Here is a 16,515-nt window from a genome sequence, read left to right on the forward strand (position 1 = left end):
TTTCCGCTCCTTTACTTGCGATTGCTATAGCTAGACTCATCGTTGTTAAAGTTCTGTTCCGGTTGCAGAGGAAGCAGAATTTGCACGGTCGTTCCACCGCCGTACACGCTGCCGATCTGCACGCCGTATTCCTGCCCGTATCTCAGCTTGATACGGTCCTCAACGTTTTTCAGCCCGTAATGATTGGATTGAATTGAACTGCGCAGCACCTCATTAACGGTTTCCTTGCGCATACCGACTCCATTATCAATAACCTTCAGCTCCAGACGCCCGTCAACCCGTTTTGCCGTAATGCGGATTGCGATGGTTTCTCCGAACCATGCATGTTTAAACACATTTTCCACAAAAGGCTGCAGAAGCAGCTTAATAATTTTTAACTCGCCGATCTCCGGCTCCATCTCCACATAGACGTTAAATGCATCGGCATGTTTGACTTTTTGAATAGCCAGATAGGCTTGAACCTGCTCCAGTTCCTTCTCCATAGGAATTAGAACTTGGCCTTCATTCAGAGTCAGCCTGTAAAAGCGGGCCAGCCCCTTAACCATTTCCGTTACTTTCTGCGGCTCGCCCAGGTTAGATAAGCTGCTGATCGTAGAGAGGGCATTGTACAAAAAATGGGGATTGATCTGCGCTTGCAGCGCCTCTAGCTCCGCCTGTTTTTTCTGTAAACCCTGCTCATATACGTTTCCAATAAGCTCTTGTATGCTTGCAGCCATGCTGTTGAACGATTGAGCGATCAGCACAAACTCGTCGTTGCCGGTAAAATCGATGCGCTGCTCCAGGTCTCCCTGCCGAAAAGAGCGCACATGCGTGACGATCCGCTTCATTTTTTTGCCGGAAAAGCTCGCGACCAACAGTCCGATCATCGCCATAAGCAAAAAGCTCGCTGCGCAGATTAAAATAATGACGGTTTGCAGCTGATTGGCGTCCTTGCTCAAATAATCGCGCGAAACGAGTACCTCGATGACATAGGACGTGCCTGGAATCGGCTCCCGCAGGCTAAGATTTTGGCCCTTTGCGTTACCCGCCAGATCGGCCCCTCGTTTATAAAGCACATTGCCGGTGTTTGTGTCCAGCACCTGCAGGCCCATCTGTTCATCCTCATTTAAAATCAGATTACCCAGCAGGCTTTCCAGGTTGATCGTGATCTGGATATATCCAATCACCGTTTGATAATCGGCGTAGGAGACCATTTTGCGGAAATGGGACAGGTTGCCGAGACGGGCATCTCCTTCGATCTGCATCCACAGATTGTCCTTATTTTCTGCCTGAAGCGTCTTAAACCACTCGCTCTTCTCCAGCCGGTTCAACGGTAAAATAAAATAACTGCTTCTTGTGATCGGTTTATCCATCGGTTCGCCGAGCACTTCCCCAATCGCTTCATTGCTCGTATAAAGCGTCAGACGAGTCGGGCTGCCGATAAGCCGCAGCGGAGCCTGCAGTTGAGGGACAATGTTGTCCATCATGGTGTAATACAAAGCGAGCCGGTCCCCTTTTGTTAACAAGGCGCGCTGGAAGGTGAGACTCCCGAACAGCAGGTCAGACATCCGCATGACCTCCTCCATCCGGTAATCCACATTGTTTCTCGTCTGCTGCAGCGTAGCACGGACACCAGCCTCGGCAACCTCCGTGCGGGACTTCACCAGCATGGAATACGATATGAGTCCAATGGCAGCATCTGTTATGAGCACAAGGATTAGGTACGGAATCATCATTTTATAGGTGAATGGGATATAACCTTTAATCGTAAAAAATCGCTTCATCCTTCATCCCGCCGCTTCGTATATAGTCTGGCAGGCCGTCAATGACGGATTTGCCCATTTTAACCCGACATTTTTCGACATCAAATCAACTAGTTTAAGTTTATGGGATCGTTTTCCGACTCGAACATGCAGCGAATCAACGATTCCTAATATGTTTTCAATGATTTTACTATTTCAATCATCAGTATTTGCAGTAATGCCCCATATTTGCAAAAAACGCAAAAAAAGACAAGACGCAGCTGCGCCTTGTCTTTTTAACTAAACAAGCCTATCGGTAGCGTTTTGAGCTTACGAAGACCAGCTGTCCAGATAAACTTTCTGCTCTTCGGTCAGCGAATCGATGCCGATGCCAAGCGATTCCAGCTTCGTGCGGGCAACAGCCTCATCCAGTTCATAAGGAACGTTGATGACTCCGGCTCCCAGCTCTTTGTAATTATCGTTGACGTACTTGAGGCCAACCGCCTGCAGGGCAAACGTCATATCCATAATTTCCGCCGGATGTCCGTCACCAGCGGCCAAGTTAACAAGGCGGCCTTCCGCCAGCACGTAGATGCTGCGGCCGTCATGCAGACGATACTCCTGAATATTTTTACGTACCGTACGGATTTCTTTAGTGAGCTCTTCCAGATCCGGCTTGCTGAATTCAACGTCGAAATGTCCGGCGTTCGCCAAAATCGCGCCATTTTTCATCACTGCATAATGCTCGCCATTAATGACGTATTTGTTGCCTGTAACCGTCACGAACATTTCGCCTACCTTGGCTGCCTCAACCATCGGCATAACCTGGAAGCCGTCCATATAGGCCTCAACAGCTTTGATTGCATCCACTTCGGTTACGATTACGTTGGCTCCAAGTCCTTTTGCCCGCATCGCCACGCCTTTGCCGCACCAGCCGTAGCCGACAACAACGACCGTTTTGCCGGATACGACAAGGTTGGTCGTGCGGATCAGACCGTCCCAAGCGGACTGACCCGTTCCGTAGCGATTGTCGAACAGATGTTTGCAGTATGCGTCGTTAACGGCAACCATCGGGAACTTCAGCGTGCCTTCTTTGTGCAGCGCCTTCAGCTTGATAATTCCCGTTGTTGTTTCCTCCGCTCCGCCGCGCAGGTTCTCCATCAGATCGGGACGCTCGGAGTGCAAGATCGTGGCAAAGTCGCCGCCGTCGTCGATGATCAAATCCGGCTTGCTTTCCAGCGCGCGCACCATCAGCTCCTTGAACTCTTTTGGATCCGGGTTGTACTTCGCGAATACGGTAATTCCGTCTTCGACGAGCGCCGCGCAAACGTCGTCTTGAGTGGACAGCGGATTGCTGCCGGTAATGGTCACTTCGGCTCCTCCAGCTTGCACCACTTTGGCCAAATAAGCCGTTTTCGCCTCCAGATGAAGGCAAATGGATACTTTCAGCCCTTTGAACGGCTGCTCTTTCTCAAATTGCTCGCGGATCTGGTTCAGTACCGGCATATGCGCCTGTACCCACTCAATTTTCAAACGTCCTTCCGCAGCCAGGCTAAGATCGGCTACGATACTTTTTTCTTTTGCGTGTATGCTCATTGTTCTGCCTCTTTCTGTTATTGTTTGAAGTTCGGAAAAATACCCGCTGCGCCAAAAACCGGCCCTCCAATCGCTGTTGGACTCGGCTTACAGCCGGAGGACTCTATGTCCAGAGCAAGGTTCATAGGGCTCGTTCAGCAGAGCGTCCAGCCAGTCTCTTCCATAACGGTTAAGGAAATACACCGATGCCAGCACCCGTTCCTGCGGCTTGCGTCCCGGGGCGGCTGAAAGCTCCAGCGCCGCAATCCGGTCCAGCAATATCCGCTCCCGCGCCTCCAGCGATTGCAGCGCTTTACTTTCCATATAAGAAGCTTCACGGGCGATCCGCTCCCAGTTGGTCCGGCCAAGCTCCTCCAGCCCCCGTTCAACGCTGGCTGCAAGCTCCAGAGCCGGCCGGTAAACGTCTCTCATCGCGTCAAGCGACTTCTCAAACACTCTCCTGATTTCAGCGGCGCCCCGTTCATCCAGCAGCTCCCGCTTCAAATCATCCAATCCGCCCAGCACCTGCTGTAAGGAGAGGGAGAATTCCCGCAGCGACTTATCCGCATGGGGTTCCAGCAGCGTCGCGCTGAGACGAGGCGTTATAATCGGCATCTGCATGCCGAGAGCTGCAAATGCCGCGCCGGTCTGAGCCCAATAGGCGATTTCGCCCGGCCCCAGCACCGTCGAAAGCACCGGAAACAGAAAGTCCTGCATCAGCGGCCGCGTCAGCACGTTGTTGCTGAGACGCTCCGGGTTAGCTTCGGCGAGTGTTAACAGCTCTTCCCGGCTAAGCGATATAAGCCCTCTGCGGTCACGGAACCGGCTTCCGCTGCGCTGCAGCAGCAGCCGTTCTCCCGCTTTTGGACCGTCTGTGAACAGGAACAGATTCGCCGCATCTTCAGCGGCTTCGGCCTGCGCTTTGTAGCCAAGCTCCCCGACCTTGCGGGTAGACTCCGCATAAGCTTGCGCCAGCTGCTCCGACGATTCCACGAGTCGGCGGAACATCGGCCCTTCAGTCGCCCGCAGCCTCGAGTCATCAGCGTCTGCCAGCAGCAGGCCCGACTCGCCGAACAGTACGTTCAGCATCGCGGCGAACAGCTCCGTCAGCGTGCAGCAGCTGCCAGCCGCGGCGCGCAGCTCGCGCAGCTGCGCCGGCTTGCGCGGGCTATCCGCCAGCGCGGCCTCCAGCCCGTCAAGCGCTTGCTGCAGCTCAGTCGGCTCCAGCCGGACACGGCTTACCGACGTCGCCGGACCGGCCGGCCGCCGCAGACTCAGCGTCTTCAGCTCGGGATCGGGGCCGGCCGACGGCAGTTGTGCCATGCTTGCCTCATCCCAATCATGATCCTCGCCAGCGATCCAGAATACCGGCACGACCGGCACGCCAAGCTCGCGGGAGGCGGCGGACGCGGCCTGAATAATCGTGACCGCTTTATACAAAATCATAAGCGGCCCCGTCCACAGCACCGCCTGCTGTCCGCCCACAATAACGGGCGCGCCATTCGCCAGCAGCTCCAGATTCCGCGCTGACGCGTCTGAGAGGCCGAACGGCTCCTGAAAAGCGCGCAGCGCCGCCGCCGTTTGCTGGCTGTCAGCGCGGGAAGCAACGGAGCCGTGCAAATAGTCCAGCCGCCCGCGCCAATGCTGCGGCTCTAGGGGATGGTACCCGAATAGCTTTTCCAATTCAGGGTCTTTTCGCTCTATGTATGCATCAGCTAGAGGCTGGCCAAAAGGCAGTTTCATTTTATCCATTAACATAAGTGCAGACGGCAACCTCCCCGCATCCATTCCATCTAACGCTACGATTGTACACAATGACGGATATACCGTCAAAACCGTAACTAAAATTATAACAGATATGGGCAAAAAGTTCCGTAAAAAAAACAGGCATCCGGCAGCCCGTCCCGCTTACAGCCGGAACATATGCTGCGTAATGCCTGCCGTCATCAGCAAGATATACATGACACCCATGACAAAAAATCCGGTCCGCCATACGGCGCGGAACAGCTTGCCCGACTCGATCCTGCCGCGTTTGCGGTACTGCATATTGCCAAGCAGTCCCCCGCCAAGCAGCATCAGCAGCAATATGCCGTACAAACCAAAGGAATTCGAAAAAATCCGGTTAAACAGAACAGCCACGCATCCAATCAGCAGCACGGTTGTCACATCCATCGCCTGCCGGAACGCTTTTTTGGAATCGCCGGTTAACCATCGGCTAATTCCGTATACAAGCGCAAATGGAACAAACGGCACAACCGCCAGCAGCGCATATAACGTTTTTAAGCTCTCCAACAGGTTCAATGCTACATCCGCCCTCCCTAACCGTTCAAGGGTTCAAGCGCATTCACCATCGCCGCTGCAGCCTCGTTTAAAGGAGCGGTCATGCCGAGCCGCTTGGCTAACCGAGCCACCTCTCCATTAATGCTGCCAACTTCGGTTCTGCGGCCGGCTTTTAGATCCGCCAGCATGGACGAAGTGTTAAGCGCAGTTTTGCGGCATACATCGAGCAGCCTATCCCATTCGGTCCCAGTTGTTTGCATGCCGGCCCGCAGAAGCACCGCTTCGCTTTCGCGATGGAGGGCTTGCATAAGCAGCTTCCCTTTAGGATGGGCGGGAAGCTCGCCGTTCCGAATGCCGAATAGAGCCGTCAGCGGGTTTATGACTGCATTTAAAAGCAATTTATGGTAAATGCGATTACCCATCTCATTCGACGGCTGCGCCGGAATTCCTGCACGCTCCGCGCATTGCTTCCATTGCTCCAGCAGCGCCTGCTGACCGCTCCCGGCTGGGTCGGCGATACGCAGCACTTTTTCTTGAACATGCGAGAGCGGCGCCGGTCCGTAAAACAGCTCTCCCGAACCGGTGTGCCGAACAGCGGCAGCGCCTTCCCGCAGCGCGCCTTCGCTCGTCACCCCGGCATAAAGTCCGGCTCCCGGCAAAATGGCGGCAAGCCGCTCCAGATGGCCGATGCCGTTTTGCAGGCAAAGCAGCCCGTCTCCTGGACTCAGCAGCAGCTTTAACTGCGCAAGCAGCGGCTCGTCCAATGCGGTTTGCTTGACGGTTAGTATGTACCAGTGCGGCTCATCGCTGCGGAGCTCCATCCCATCCGCATGCGCTGCTTCTGCAAGCGTGGACGCTGCGACAAAAGCGGTTTTCTCCTGTTCCTCCATCAACAGCCTTATGCCGCCACTCGCGAGCTCTTCGGCTTGCTGCCGCGTACGGGTTAACATTCGCACTGGAGCTCCGCCAAGCGACAGCCTTGCCCCGTACAGCATGCCGATCGCGCCTCCGCCGATAACGGTAATATTCATGACCAGCACCTCCCTGTATGCAGGCATTGTATCAGAAGCTGCCCGCTTCCGCACGAGGTCAAATAAAAACAGCATGCGTCCTTGTTAAGGGCCGCATGCTGTCTGTAAAATTACTCAATTCGCTCTAGATTGCCGTTTGCATCCATCTTAAAACGCGGGCGAAGCTCTTCATCCTCATTCAGCACCGTCAGTCTGCGGGCGCGATCCATAATCTGAATCAGCATTTTGTAATCGTCGTTCACGGACTGATAATCCAGCTGAGCGTGATTTGCATCGCGGGACAGCTTTTCATTTTGCTCTCTTAACCCGGCCAGTTCATCCTCGCGCAGCCGCAGCTCTTTTTCCAAGCGGCTGATTTGACGCTGAAGCTCGCCGTAAGTGGACTTCCATTGCTTGAGATAACGGATTACACCTTCAATGGCGATTGCATCATCCCCAAAGCTCTGCTCCTGGCTGCGGAGCGAATCCGTTTCCTGCTCCGCTACAGCTGATACATGCGAAGCGACTGCTGTTTGTTTTTTCAAATAATTTCGTTTCTGCCGTTGCTGCTTTGCCAATTGAATGGCTTCTTCATACCGTTTGCGCACACAACTGTTCCAACGGAAGCCGCAAGCCGCGGGGGTGCGGGAGATTCGTTCGCCTACTTCCTCGAACGCTCCGAGCTGGGTTCCCCCTTCACGAATATGTCTTAGTGTCACCTCGGCGAGAATCAGATCGTCGTCCGGGCTCCATGCATCTTGCCTGACTGCTGTCATGCTCGCTACAACCTCCTAACGTAAACGCGCTTTCTTTCACTCTATGCCCTCCCAGGAGTTCATAGAATCTATTGATACTAAAATGTATATCCATTATTTGCTTGGCTCATACATATTACTGCCTTCAAAGGGAAAGGATATGACCGTGTTAACGGACAAGCTGCCTGAACGGCCTATTTTTAATCCAGCGGACGGGCTATTCTGTGGCGAATCCATGGACAAATTATGACAGCTTCCACCGGGAAAGCGGTTTACAGTATTTGACCAAAACGCTATAATGTTCTTTAGCATACATCTGGTCAGAGTGAGAGGGGGATTTCTTCCATGGCGCGCATGTTCCGCGTACTCGGTTTCTGGTGTCTTGTAATCGCCCTCATGGCATTTGCAGGGCATATGACCGAGTTTTCGCTTTTGTTTTTCTTCCAGGCTATCGCCTTCTTCTTCTTGGGCTACCTGAACTTTACCGAACGTACGTACATACTGATGTTCTGGGCGTATATGATCTTGTCTTTCCTGGGCTTCAGTTACTGGACCATTTTCAAAATGGACCTGCCGTTCTAAGCGACGCTTTTTCCGAGCGCCGAATAAGGACAAACCCGACAACCGTCAGGCATTCGCCCGGCGGTTGTTTGCATTCCAAGGGTCGCGGCGGCATAGGGTAAAAGACAACCGGACAAGAGGAGGGAGCCTGCACATCCGATGCAAATACGTTTATACGCCCGGCTGCTTGTCTCGCTAACTCTCCTTGCCCTGCTGACCTCATCCGTCGACGGGACCGGGCTGCTGCTCGGACCAGATGCCCGGCTGGCTTGGGCTGAGCCGGCGAATCAATCCGGAGCGGACGATACGGACCGGGAGCTTTTGGAGAAAAGCCTGACTATCGTTGAAATCAATCGGGAGCTGCAGCGGACTCAGAGCCGCCGAGCCGTAGTTCAGCAGCAGATGGACTCCAACCGCAGCCAGCTGGCAGCGGAGGAGCTTCGGCTCCAATCACGCAAAAAAAAGGCGGGCGACGCTTTAGCTGATTATTATATGGGCAAGCAAGAGCGGCTTTTAGGCGCTCTGCTGCATGTAAAAAGCCTGGCCGAGCTGCTTCGCGCGCTAGATTACATGGATGTGATGGCCCGGAGCGACAGGCGGGCTATAGACGAATACCGCAGCCGTGCGCAGAAGCTTCGCAACGGTTATGCCGAGCTGGAGAAGCGGCAATCGGAGCTGGATGAGCTGGAGCGCACCCTTCTTGCCCGCCGTCAGCGCCAGCAAACTTTGCAAAGGCAGCTTGAAGACGGAATCGACGGAAGCAGTAACCCAGACGAGCTGCGCGGGCAGATTGGAGAGCTGCAGCAGCTTTGGGAATCGGAAGGACGCGACAAGCTGAGGACTTACTTCCGGGCGCTGGCCAAGGCGATGAACAAACTGCCGGACTGGCTCCAAGATAACCCGGATTATTTAAAGCTGGATAAGTCAGGCTACACGCTTAAGCTGCCGGACAAAGCGCTTAACCAATTTATTCAGGAGCAGGACCCCACCTTAAGCTCATTCAGCTTCCGCTTTGAAAACGGAGAGGTTATCGCTTCGGGCAGCAAAGGCAATCTGCGGCTGGAAGCATCCGGCCGTTACGAGGTCGTGGAGGAGCCGAAAAACGGCATCCGCTTCCGCATTACCGAGCTGAGCTTCAACGGCTTGAAGCTGCCGCAGGAGACGGTTGACGAATTGGAGAAGTCGTTTAACCTGGGCTTTTATCCTGGCAAGTTTGTTTCCTTTTTACGGATCGATTCTGTGGCGATCGAGGAGTCGTCGCTTGTGCTTCGATTTAAGTTTTCATTTTAAGTGAAAATGAAAAGACGGGTGAAACAAGCAGGCGCTGCGCCAAAGCTCGGCCCTCCGATCGCTGTTGACCTCGGAATTCCTTGAATTCAACCTCTCATCGAGGTAGAATTCCGACGTCAAAGGCGAACGCTGACGCTTCTCCGGGCTCGAGCCTTTGGCTCCGCTGCGCGTTTCACCGTTTATAATCGCGCACCAAAAAGGCGTCCCTCCATCGGAACGCCTTTTTGGTGTTTATTTATGTAACCAGCGTAATCTCGCCGGTTACGCAACAGGCCGCCGTCATGCCTTTAAGAAGCGGCCCCAGTCCTCAGCAAGCTGATCGGCGCTGCCGGAGCCTCCCGGGGCCCAATAAGCCAGCCAAAGCGATTGGAAGACCGCAAGCTGCTCCGGGTTAAGCCGCTTCCCCTCTGCGTCAGATTCGTTCTGAAACATCAGTTTGCGCCAAGCAGCCGGCGGATAACGGCTGTCTTTCGTTAACGTGGCAGCCGTGTACAAGGCCGGGTTCGAAGGCAGCCTGCCCCCTTCCAGAAACAGCTGCTCCTGCGCCTGCTGCGACGTCATTGCCGTCACCCAGGAAGCGGCGGCGGCCGTGTATTCCGTGTCCGAGAAAAGGACAAAGCTGAAACCGTTACGGGCGTATGCTCCTCCGCCGCTGCCAATTGCGAGCTGCGTCTCAACCTGCTCCGCCAGCCCTTGCTGCTTTCGAAAATACGACCACGGTACAACTGCCGACAGGCTTCGCCCTTGCTGAAGCTGTTTCACAGCGTCTTCGGGAGTCGCCGCCGGAGCGAGCATAGCCGCACCGCCTTGTGCCGAGGAGCTCAGCGCAGCCTGAGACAGCTCCGGTTTCATCGCTGCCCCTTCGCCATGCCAATAGTCGAGCCATGCCAGTGCGCCCCTCCCATCCTTGCTGCTGACCGAGGCTGCAGCCAGATTGGGATGGAGATTTTTGAAGTGAGTCAACTCCTGCCAGTTGGCGGGCGGATGTTTTAACCCGGATTGCTGTAGAAGCTGCTTGCTCCACAGCAGCACCAGCGGGTCTTCTCCAGCCGGAACTCCCCACCAGTAGCTCCGCCACCTCAATTCGTAAGCAAAGGGATCATGCCCGGAGTCTCCCGGGGACATCTCACCGCCTGACGGAGAGACGAACCCGTCCACTGGCAGCAGCTTTCCAGCCGAGGCCAGAGAAATGACTTCATCGTTCGGAACAAGCTTAATATCTTGCCGATCGTTTTCAGGACCATTTATCGTAACCCGCCAGTTCGGATGTTTGTTCATCCACTCGTCGCTTAGACGTTGGATCAGTTCCACATAGGCTTCATCCGCGTTAACGCTTACATATAAATGGGCTGGCAGCTTGTCCTGCTCCGTGTCAGTCGCTTGCGCCGATCCATCGGGACTATTCTCAGCCGCTTGAGGCAAAAAAGCCGTAGGTGCCGGCCCTTCCTGTATAAGCAGCAGAAGCGCCCAGACAACAACCGCTCCAGGAAGAATCAACCATTTTTTGCGACCCAGGATTGCTCCCTCCTTGAGTGTCCTCCCCTTCTATATTCTTTTATCCTAACAAAAATATCGTGGCTTGTCTTGTCCAAATAGCGAAAAAGCGATTCATTTGCAGTATGGAAGTGATGAAAAACAGGCCGAAAGCTTCATTTGTCATGAAGCCTTCGGCCTAACTGTGCTTAAAGGCTTACAGCAAATCCGCTGCGAGCTGCGCCAGCCTGGAGCGTTCTCCCTTTTCCAGGTTAATATGGCCGCTTAGCCCCTCTTGTTTGAAGCTCTCCACGATATGCGAAAGTCCGTTGCTCATGGAGTCCAAATACGGATGATCGATCTGTTCAGGGTCGCCCATCAGGACGATTTTGCTCCCTTCCCCGACGCGAGAGACGATCGTTTTGACCTCATGACGGCTCAAATTCTGCGCCTCGTCAATAATGATGAACTGGCCTGGAATAGAACGGCCGCGTATATACGTGAGCGCTTCAACTTGAATGCTGCCCAAGCCCATTAGGATTTTATCAATATCCCCGGATTTTTTCGTATCGAACAAATACTCCAGGTTATCATAGATCGGCTGCATCCAAGGCCGCAGCTTTTCGTCCTTTTCGCCCGGCAAATATCCGATATCCTTGCCCATCGGCACAACCGGACGTGCAATCAGCAGTTTTTTGTATTTATGCTCATCCTCCGTTTTAAGCAGCCCTGCCGCCAGCGCGAGCAGCGTTTTACCGGTGCCGGCCTTCCCTGTCAGCGTCACGAGCGGGATATCGTCGTTCAGCAGAAGCTCCAGCGCCATTCTCTGTTGAGCGTTGCGGGCTGTAATGCCCCATACGGGATCATTGCTCAAGTAAAGAGGCTCTAACCGCGAGCCGTCCTGGCTCACCTTTAGCAGGGCGCTTTTGGAAGTTCCTAACTCGTCGCGCAAAATAATGAATTCGTTTGGATGCAGACGGGACGACATCTGCAGGCTTTTGACGTTGAGAAAACGGTAGGAGTAAAATTCATCAATTATAGACGGATGCACAAACAGCGTCGCCGTTCCGGTGTAAACATCGGAAGGCTCGACAACTCGATCCGACAGGTAATCCTCCGCTTGCAAACCAAGCACATCGGCCTTGATTCGTACGAGCACATCTTTGCTGACGAGCACTACGTCGCGAAGGGAGCCCTTCTCTGCTTCTTCGATATGATAATTCAGGGCGACGGCCAAGATGCGGTTATCGTTGGACATTTCCCCGAACATTTCTTGAACGCGGACAAAACTTCGGTGGTTCAGCTCCACGCGGAGCACACCGCCGCCGGGTGTCGGTATACCTTCGTGCAGACGGCCGTTTTCCCTCATTCCGTCTAACAGACGGGATATATGCCGGGCGTTGCGGCCGAGCTCGTCGGCAAGCCTCTTTTTGGAGTCGATTTCCTCCAGAACAACAGCAGGGATTATGACCTCGTTGTCGGTAAAGGCGAAAATCGCATGCGGATCATGAAGCAGCACATTCGTATCCAATACGAAGATTTTGGTCATGAAGTTACCCCTCCTGGCGCCGGATAATTCCGGATATCCCAAACTAACCCTTCCGGAACAGGGACAAACTACGACGGTTGTACAATCCAGAGAGCGATGGAAAGGACAATGTCCCGCAATGAAAAAACGACTTCTAGCAGCGGTATGGCTGCTTTGTTACTGTACGACAGGCTGCGGTATGGACGCAGTTCGAGAGCCTTCACCTTCCCCTGCTAAAAGTGAACGTATTCAAGCTAAAGCAGCCAAGTACGAAGCCGTTCTTCCTCAGAATCCGTCCGAGTCGGTGAAGCAAATGGAAGAGCTTGCATCCCGAGTAAAAGGAGTCAAGCAAGCTCGCGCCGTTGTGAGCGGCGATGCGGCGTTGATTGCCATTGAGCTGAGCGAAAAGCTTGATTCCAGCCGCCCCAGCGACGTTGAAAAAGCCGTCATGCTTGAGCTGCAAAAACACTTCCAGCATTTATACGCTGTCGTGGATTCCAGCACAAGCTTTATCCGTCAGCTGGATGAGATGAAAAAAAGCATTGTCCGCAGGATGTGATGAACGGATGCCCGGCAAGCGCACAAGAAGCCTGACGACCTATGGTCGCCAGGCTTCTATAACGTCAACATCACAATAAACAGAGCTAGATACAAACGCGCCTTGCCAAGCTCGCTTGGACAGGCCGGTGCCAGAGCAGAACTCCGCAGCAGCGGAAGGCTTAACATACGCGAAAATGCAATTGGCGAAGTCAATCCAACCATGCCCTCTCATCCGCTCTACCTCCCGGGAGTCAGAATCCATTCATGAAGTCGGCTTCGTAGCTGTAGTATAACATACGTATGCCAGACCCACTACGGTCATTCGTCCAGTTTGGCTTGTAAAGCTTGTTTCGCTTTTTCCAGCGCTGCATCGTCCACATATACGTACGGGCTGCGCCAGTCCCCCGTCAGCGGAATAAATTCAATATCACTGGCTCCGATACCAAAATAAGCCATCAGCATGGAGCGAAGTTCGGATTCCGGCATATCGGTTTTCATATTATTTCCGACCGCGCCGAATACTTTGCCAAGCCGGAGAACTCCTTGAACCGAGGTCAGCTTGTCCGTCATAGCCTGCAGGACAGCCTTCTGACGTTCGTTGCGCTCAAAATCGCTGCTCATATTTTTGCCGTCATTTGATTTCCGGTAGCGGACAAAGCCAAGCGCATCCTCACCAAAGAGCGTCTGAACTCCTTTGGTGAGATTTATGTCCGTGCCGCCAGGCTGTCCGGCATGATCTTGGTATTTCATATCCATATCAACGTTAACCTCAACGCCGCCTAGCGCGTCTACAACATCCGCGAAGCCGCTGAAGTTAATCGTCGCTGCATAATCAATCGGAATATCCAAATAACTACCAATTGCTTCCTTCATGCCAAGCTTGCCCTGCCGCTCCGCTTCTTCCTTGCTCATATTGCTATCCTTGGATTTGGCGTTGCGGATAAAAGCGGCGTAATAGCCGTTCACCTTGCGCTGTTTGTATCCCTCAACCGGCACTCTTGCATCCCGCGGGATGGAAACGACTACTGCGCTCTTCGTACGCGGATTGAAGGCGGCAGCCATAATTACGTCCGTGTTCAGCATTCCGCCGCTTTCCCGGGTATCGAGCCCCATAAGCAGCATTGCGGTCGGCTTGTTGCGAACCGATTGGGAGGATGGGACGCCAGGCTCTCCGCTGCTCATCTCGCCGAGCGCTTTATTGGCGTCATAGAGCAAATAAGCGCCAAAACCAACCCCGGCTACAATGACGAGAACGAGCAGCGTCATCGCGCGCCGGAACCAATAGACCGGTTTGGCCTTTCTCTTTTTGCCCTTTGGCTGAACTCCTCTTGCGTTATTGTCTCCAGAACGCATACGATCGCTACGGTTTCCGCGAGGCGGATAATCGTTTCCTCTGTTCATGCTTTCTCCTCAAATCCATAGCCTTATTTCGGACCGCGGGTCACCCGTCTAACAGCAGCTTGCAGCCGTTAAAATTAGCTCTCGGTGGCATCCCCCTGCTGCTGCCGTTTAGCCATGCGTCTGTCATTAAACTGACGAATGCGCAGCATAAGCATCATTGCAATGGCAACCGCCATACACTGTATTATCGGCAGCTTGTCAATCTGCAGCACAAGCAGTACGACCGAGCCAACCGCCATGACGATATACACCATAACCTCTTTCAGCAGCGGCAGCCGCTGCCCAGGCCGGAATACTTTGTTGAAAATGTAAATAACGCTGGCCAGAATCAGGATGTACGATACGAGCGGATGGTTGCTGAGCCAATCCTGCATCCCTATTCTCCTCCTCTAAATGTGAGCTAATTGCGCAGTCCGATATAGCTAAAACGAGCAAGCGGCGGATTTGGCTGTCGGCCGGAGGCCGCGCCAAACCGCCGCTATGAAATCTTAATATAAAACGATGTTATTAAACACCGGCTTGCGCTGTTTTACGCTGCTTCTCCGCACGCTCGCGCTCACTCTTATTGAGCAGCTTTTTACGCATACGAATCGATTTTGGCGTAATTTCGCAATATTCGTCGTCGTTGAGGTATTCCAGAGCCGCCTCCAGCGAATAGCTGCGCGGAGTTTTCAAGCGGACGGTGTCGTCCTTTGTTGCGGAACGGATGTTGGTCAGCTGTTTCTCTTTACAGATGTTGACCACGATGTCCTGATCGCGGTTATGCTCGCCGACGATCATGCCCTCGTAAATCTCGGTTCCCGGCTCCAGGAACAGAATGCCGCGGTCTTCAACGCCCATCATGCCGTAGAAGGTGGATACGCCGTTCTCCGTTGCTACAAGCACGCCTTGATGGCGGCCGCCTACGCCAGCTCCGGCAATCGGGCCGTAGCTGTCAAAGGCATGGTTCATGATGCCGTATCCGCGCGTCAGCGTCAGGAACTGGGTCCGATAGCCGATCAGGCCGCGTGCCGGAATGATGAACTCCAGACGGACTTGGCCGGTGCCGTTGTTGATCATGTTAACCATTTCGGCTTTGCGCGTTCCGAGGCTTTCCATAACTGCGCCCATGCTCTCCTCCGGCACGTCAATCAGCAGGCGCTCGTACGGCTCGCTCTTCTGGCCGTCGATTTCCTTAATGATTACTTCCGGTTTGGATACTTGCAGCTCATAGCCTTCACGGCGCATATTCTCGATCAGAATGCCGAGGTGAAGCTCGCCGCGTCCGGATACGATGAACACATCCGGGCTGTCCGTATCTTCAACGCGCAGCGCTACGTCCGTTTCCAGCTCTTTGTACAGGCGCTCGCGCAGCTTGCGGGACGTTACCCATTTGCCTTCGCGGCCCGCAAACGGGCTGTTGTTGACGAGGAACGTCATTTGCAGCGTAGGCTCGTCGATTTCGAGGACGGGCAGCGCCTCCGGCTTGGCCGGATCGGCAATCGTTTCACCGATATTGATGTCCTTGATGCCGGCGATAGCGACGATGTCGCCCGCAGCGGCCTCTTCGATCTCAATACGCTTCAGGCCTTGGAAGCCAAACAGCTTCTCGATGCGAGCCTGCTTAATTGCGCCTTCGCGGGTCATAACGGCAACCGGCTGGCCTTGGCGGATTACGCCGCGGTTAACGCGGCCGATTGCGATGCGGCCCATATATTCGTTGTAATCAAGCAGCGTAACGAGAAATTGCAGCGGCTCGTCGACGGTTTCGGTCGGATAAGGAATACGCTCCACGATCGTTTCGTAAAGTGCTTCCATGTTCTCGTCTTGTTTTTCCACATTGCGGCTGGACGTGCCCATAAGCGCAGATGCGTAAACAACCGGGAATTCAAGCTGCTGATCGTTCGCGCCAAGCTCGATGAACAGATCCAGCACCTCGTCTACGACACCTTCCGGATTCGCGTTCGGACGGTCGATTTTGTTCAAAACGACGATTGGCGTCAGATTATGCTCCAGCGCCTTGCGCAGAACGAACTTCGTTTGCGGCATGCAGCCTTCGAATGCGTCTACGACAAGAAGAACGCCGTCTACCATTTTCATGATGCGCTCCACTTCGCCGCCGAAGTCGGCGTGTCCTGGAGTATCTACGATATTAATGAGGTAGTTCTTGTAGTTGATCGCGGTGTTTTTCGCCAAGATCGTAATGCCGCGCTCCCGCTCCAGATCGTTGGAGTCCATTGCTCTCTCATGCACAACTTCGTTGTCGCGGAACGTTCCGGACTGCTGCAGCAGCTTGTCGACCAGCGTTGTTTTGCCGTGGTCAACGTGCGCGATAATGGCGATATTACGAATGTTCTCTCTTGCTTGCATAACTTCTTATCCACTCCATTTGTATAGGATCA

14 protein-coding genes are annotated in these 16,515 nt (G+C 53.9%); 3 read left to right on the forward strand and 11 right to left on the reverse strand.

The genetic code is table 11. From position 1 onward, the window contains the following. Positions 1–11: 11 nt before the first annotated feature. The 6 genes from M3223_RS03040 to M3223_RS03065 form a co-directional block, all read right to left on the reverse strand. On the reverse strand, positions 12–1,763 hold the full coding sequence (locus M3223_RS03040) for a sensor histidine kinase (protein ID WP_251558803.1): 1,752 nt from the start codon (positions 1,761–1,763) through the stop codon (positions 12–14). A gap of 288 nt (positions 1,764–2,051) precedes the next feature. Next, positions 2,052–3,317, reverse strand: a complete 1,266-nt coding sequence (locus M3223_RS03045) for an adenosylhomocysteinase (protein WP_251558806.1) — start codon at positions 3,315–3,317, stop codon at positions 2,052–2,054. A gap of 87 nt (positions 3,318–3,404) precedes the next feature. Then, positions 3,405–5,084, reverse strand: coding sequence for a bacillithiol biosynthesis cysteine-adding enzyme BshC (bshC, locus tag M3223_RS03050; protein ID WP_353057662.1), 1,680 nt, complete (start codon positions 5,082–5,084; stop codon positions 3,405–3,407). A gap of 120 nt (positions 5,085–5,204) precedes the next feature. After that, positions 5,205–5,597 (reverse strand): DUF3397 domain-containing protein, encoded by a 393-nt coding sequence (locus tag M3223_RS03055; RefSeq protein ID WP_251558807.1) that lies wholly within the window; start codon positions 5,595–5,597, stop codon positions 5,205–5,207. Between the two features lie 17 nt (positions 5,598–5,614). Next, a complete protein-coding gene (locus M3223_RS03060; protein WP_251558809.1) occupies positions 5,615–6,607 on the reverse strand; it encodes a ketopantoate reductase family protein in 993 nt (330 codons plus the stop codon). Between the two features lie 110 nt (positions 6,608–6,717). After that, on the reverse strand, positions 6,718–7,362 hold the full coding sequence (locus tag M3223_RS03065; protein ID WP_251558811.1) for an RsfA family transcriptional regulator: 645 nt from the start codon (positions 7,360–7,362) through the stop codon (positions 6,718–6,720). A 324-nt stretch (positions 7,363–7,686) separates the two neighbouring features. On the opposite strand from M3223_RS03065, the gene M3223_RS03070 reads away from it, so the two are divergent. Both M3223_RS03070 and M3223_RS03075 read left to right on the forward strand, forming a co-directional pair. Beyond that, a complete protein-coding gene (locus M3223_RS03070) occupies positions 7,687–7,923 on the forward strand; it encodes a DUF2626 family protein (protein ID WP_251558812.1) in 237 nt (78 codons plus the stop codon). A gap of 138 nt (positions 7,924–8,061) precedes the next feature. After that, positions 8,062–9,192, forward strand: a complete 1,131-nt coding sequence (locus M3223_RS03075) for a coiled-coil domain-containing protein (RefSeq protein ID WP_251558814.1) — start codon at positions 8,062–8,064, stop codon at positions 9,190–9,192. Positions 9,193–9,471: 279 nt separating this feature from the next. On the opposite strand, the gene M3223_RS03080 is transcribed toward M3223_RS03075, so the two are convergent. Further along, positions 9,472–10,689 carry an extracellular solute-binding protein gene (locus M3223_RS03080; protein WP_251558816.1) on the reverse strand — a complete coding sequence of 406 codons (1,218 nt, stop codon included), beginning with the start codon at positions 10,687–10,689 and terminating at the stop codon, positions 9,472–9,474. Positions 10,690–10,882: 193 nt separating this feature from the next. Beyond that, positions 10,883–12,214, reverse strand: a complete 1,332-nt coding sequence (locus M3223_RS03085) for a PhoH family protein (RefSeq protein ID WP_251558819.1) — start codon at positions 12,212–12,214, stop codon at positions 10,883–10,885. Between the two features lie 118 nt (positions 12,215–12,332). Here M3223_RS03085 and M3223_RS03090 point away from each other — a divergent pair, with 118 nt between their 5' ends. Continuing rightward, positions 12,333–12,752, forward strand: coding sequence for a YhcN/YlaJ family sporulation lipoprotein (locus M3223_RS03090; RefSeq protein WP_251558823.1), 420 nt, complete (start codon positions 12,333–12,335; stop codon positions 12,750–12,752). 299 nt (positions 12,753–13,051) lie between these two features. Here the strand turns inward: M3223_RS03090 and M3223_RS03095 are convergent, their stop codons facing one another. From M3223_RS03095 to typA, 3 genes are all read right to left on the reverse strand, one after another. Then, entirely contained in the window at positions 13,052–14,134 is a 1,083-nt protein-coding gene (locus M3223_RS03095; protein WP_251558825.1) for an LCP family protein, read from the reverse strand. A gap of 74 nt (positions 14,135–14,208) precedes the next feature. Further along, the gene (locus tag M3223_RS03100) at positions 14,209–14,508 is read right to left on the reverse strand and encodes a YlaH-like family protein (protein WP_251558827.1); all 300 of its coding nucleotides are present in this window, start codon (positions 14,506–14,508) and stop codon (positions 14,209–14,211) included. Between the two features lie 133 nt (positions 14,509–14,641). Continuing rightward, positions 14,642–16,483, reverse strand: a complete 1,842-nt coding sequence (typA, locus tag M3223_RS03105; RefSeq protein WP_251558828.1) for a translational GTPase TypA — start codon at positions 16,481–16,483, stop codon at positions 14,642–14,644. Positions 16,484–16,515: the final 32 nt, after the last annotated feature.

The sequence above is a fragment of the Paenibacillus pasadenensis genome (assembly GCF_023715725.1).
Lineage (GTDB): Bacteria > Bacillota > Bacilli > Paenibacillales > Paenibacillaceae > Paenibacillus_O > Paenibacillus_O pasadenensis_A.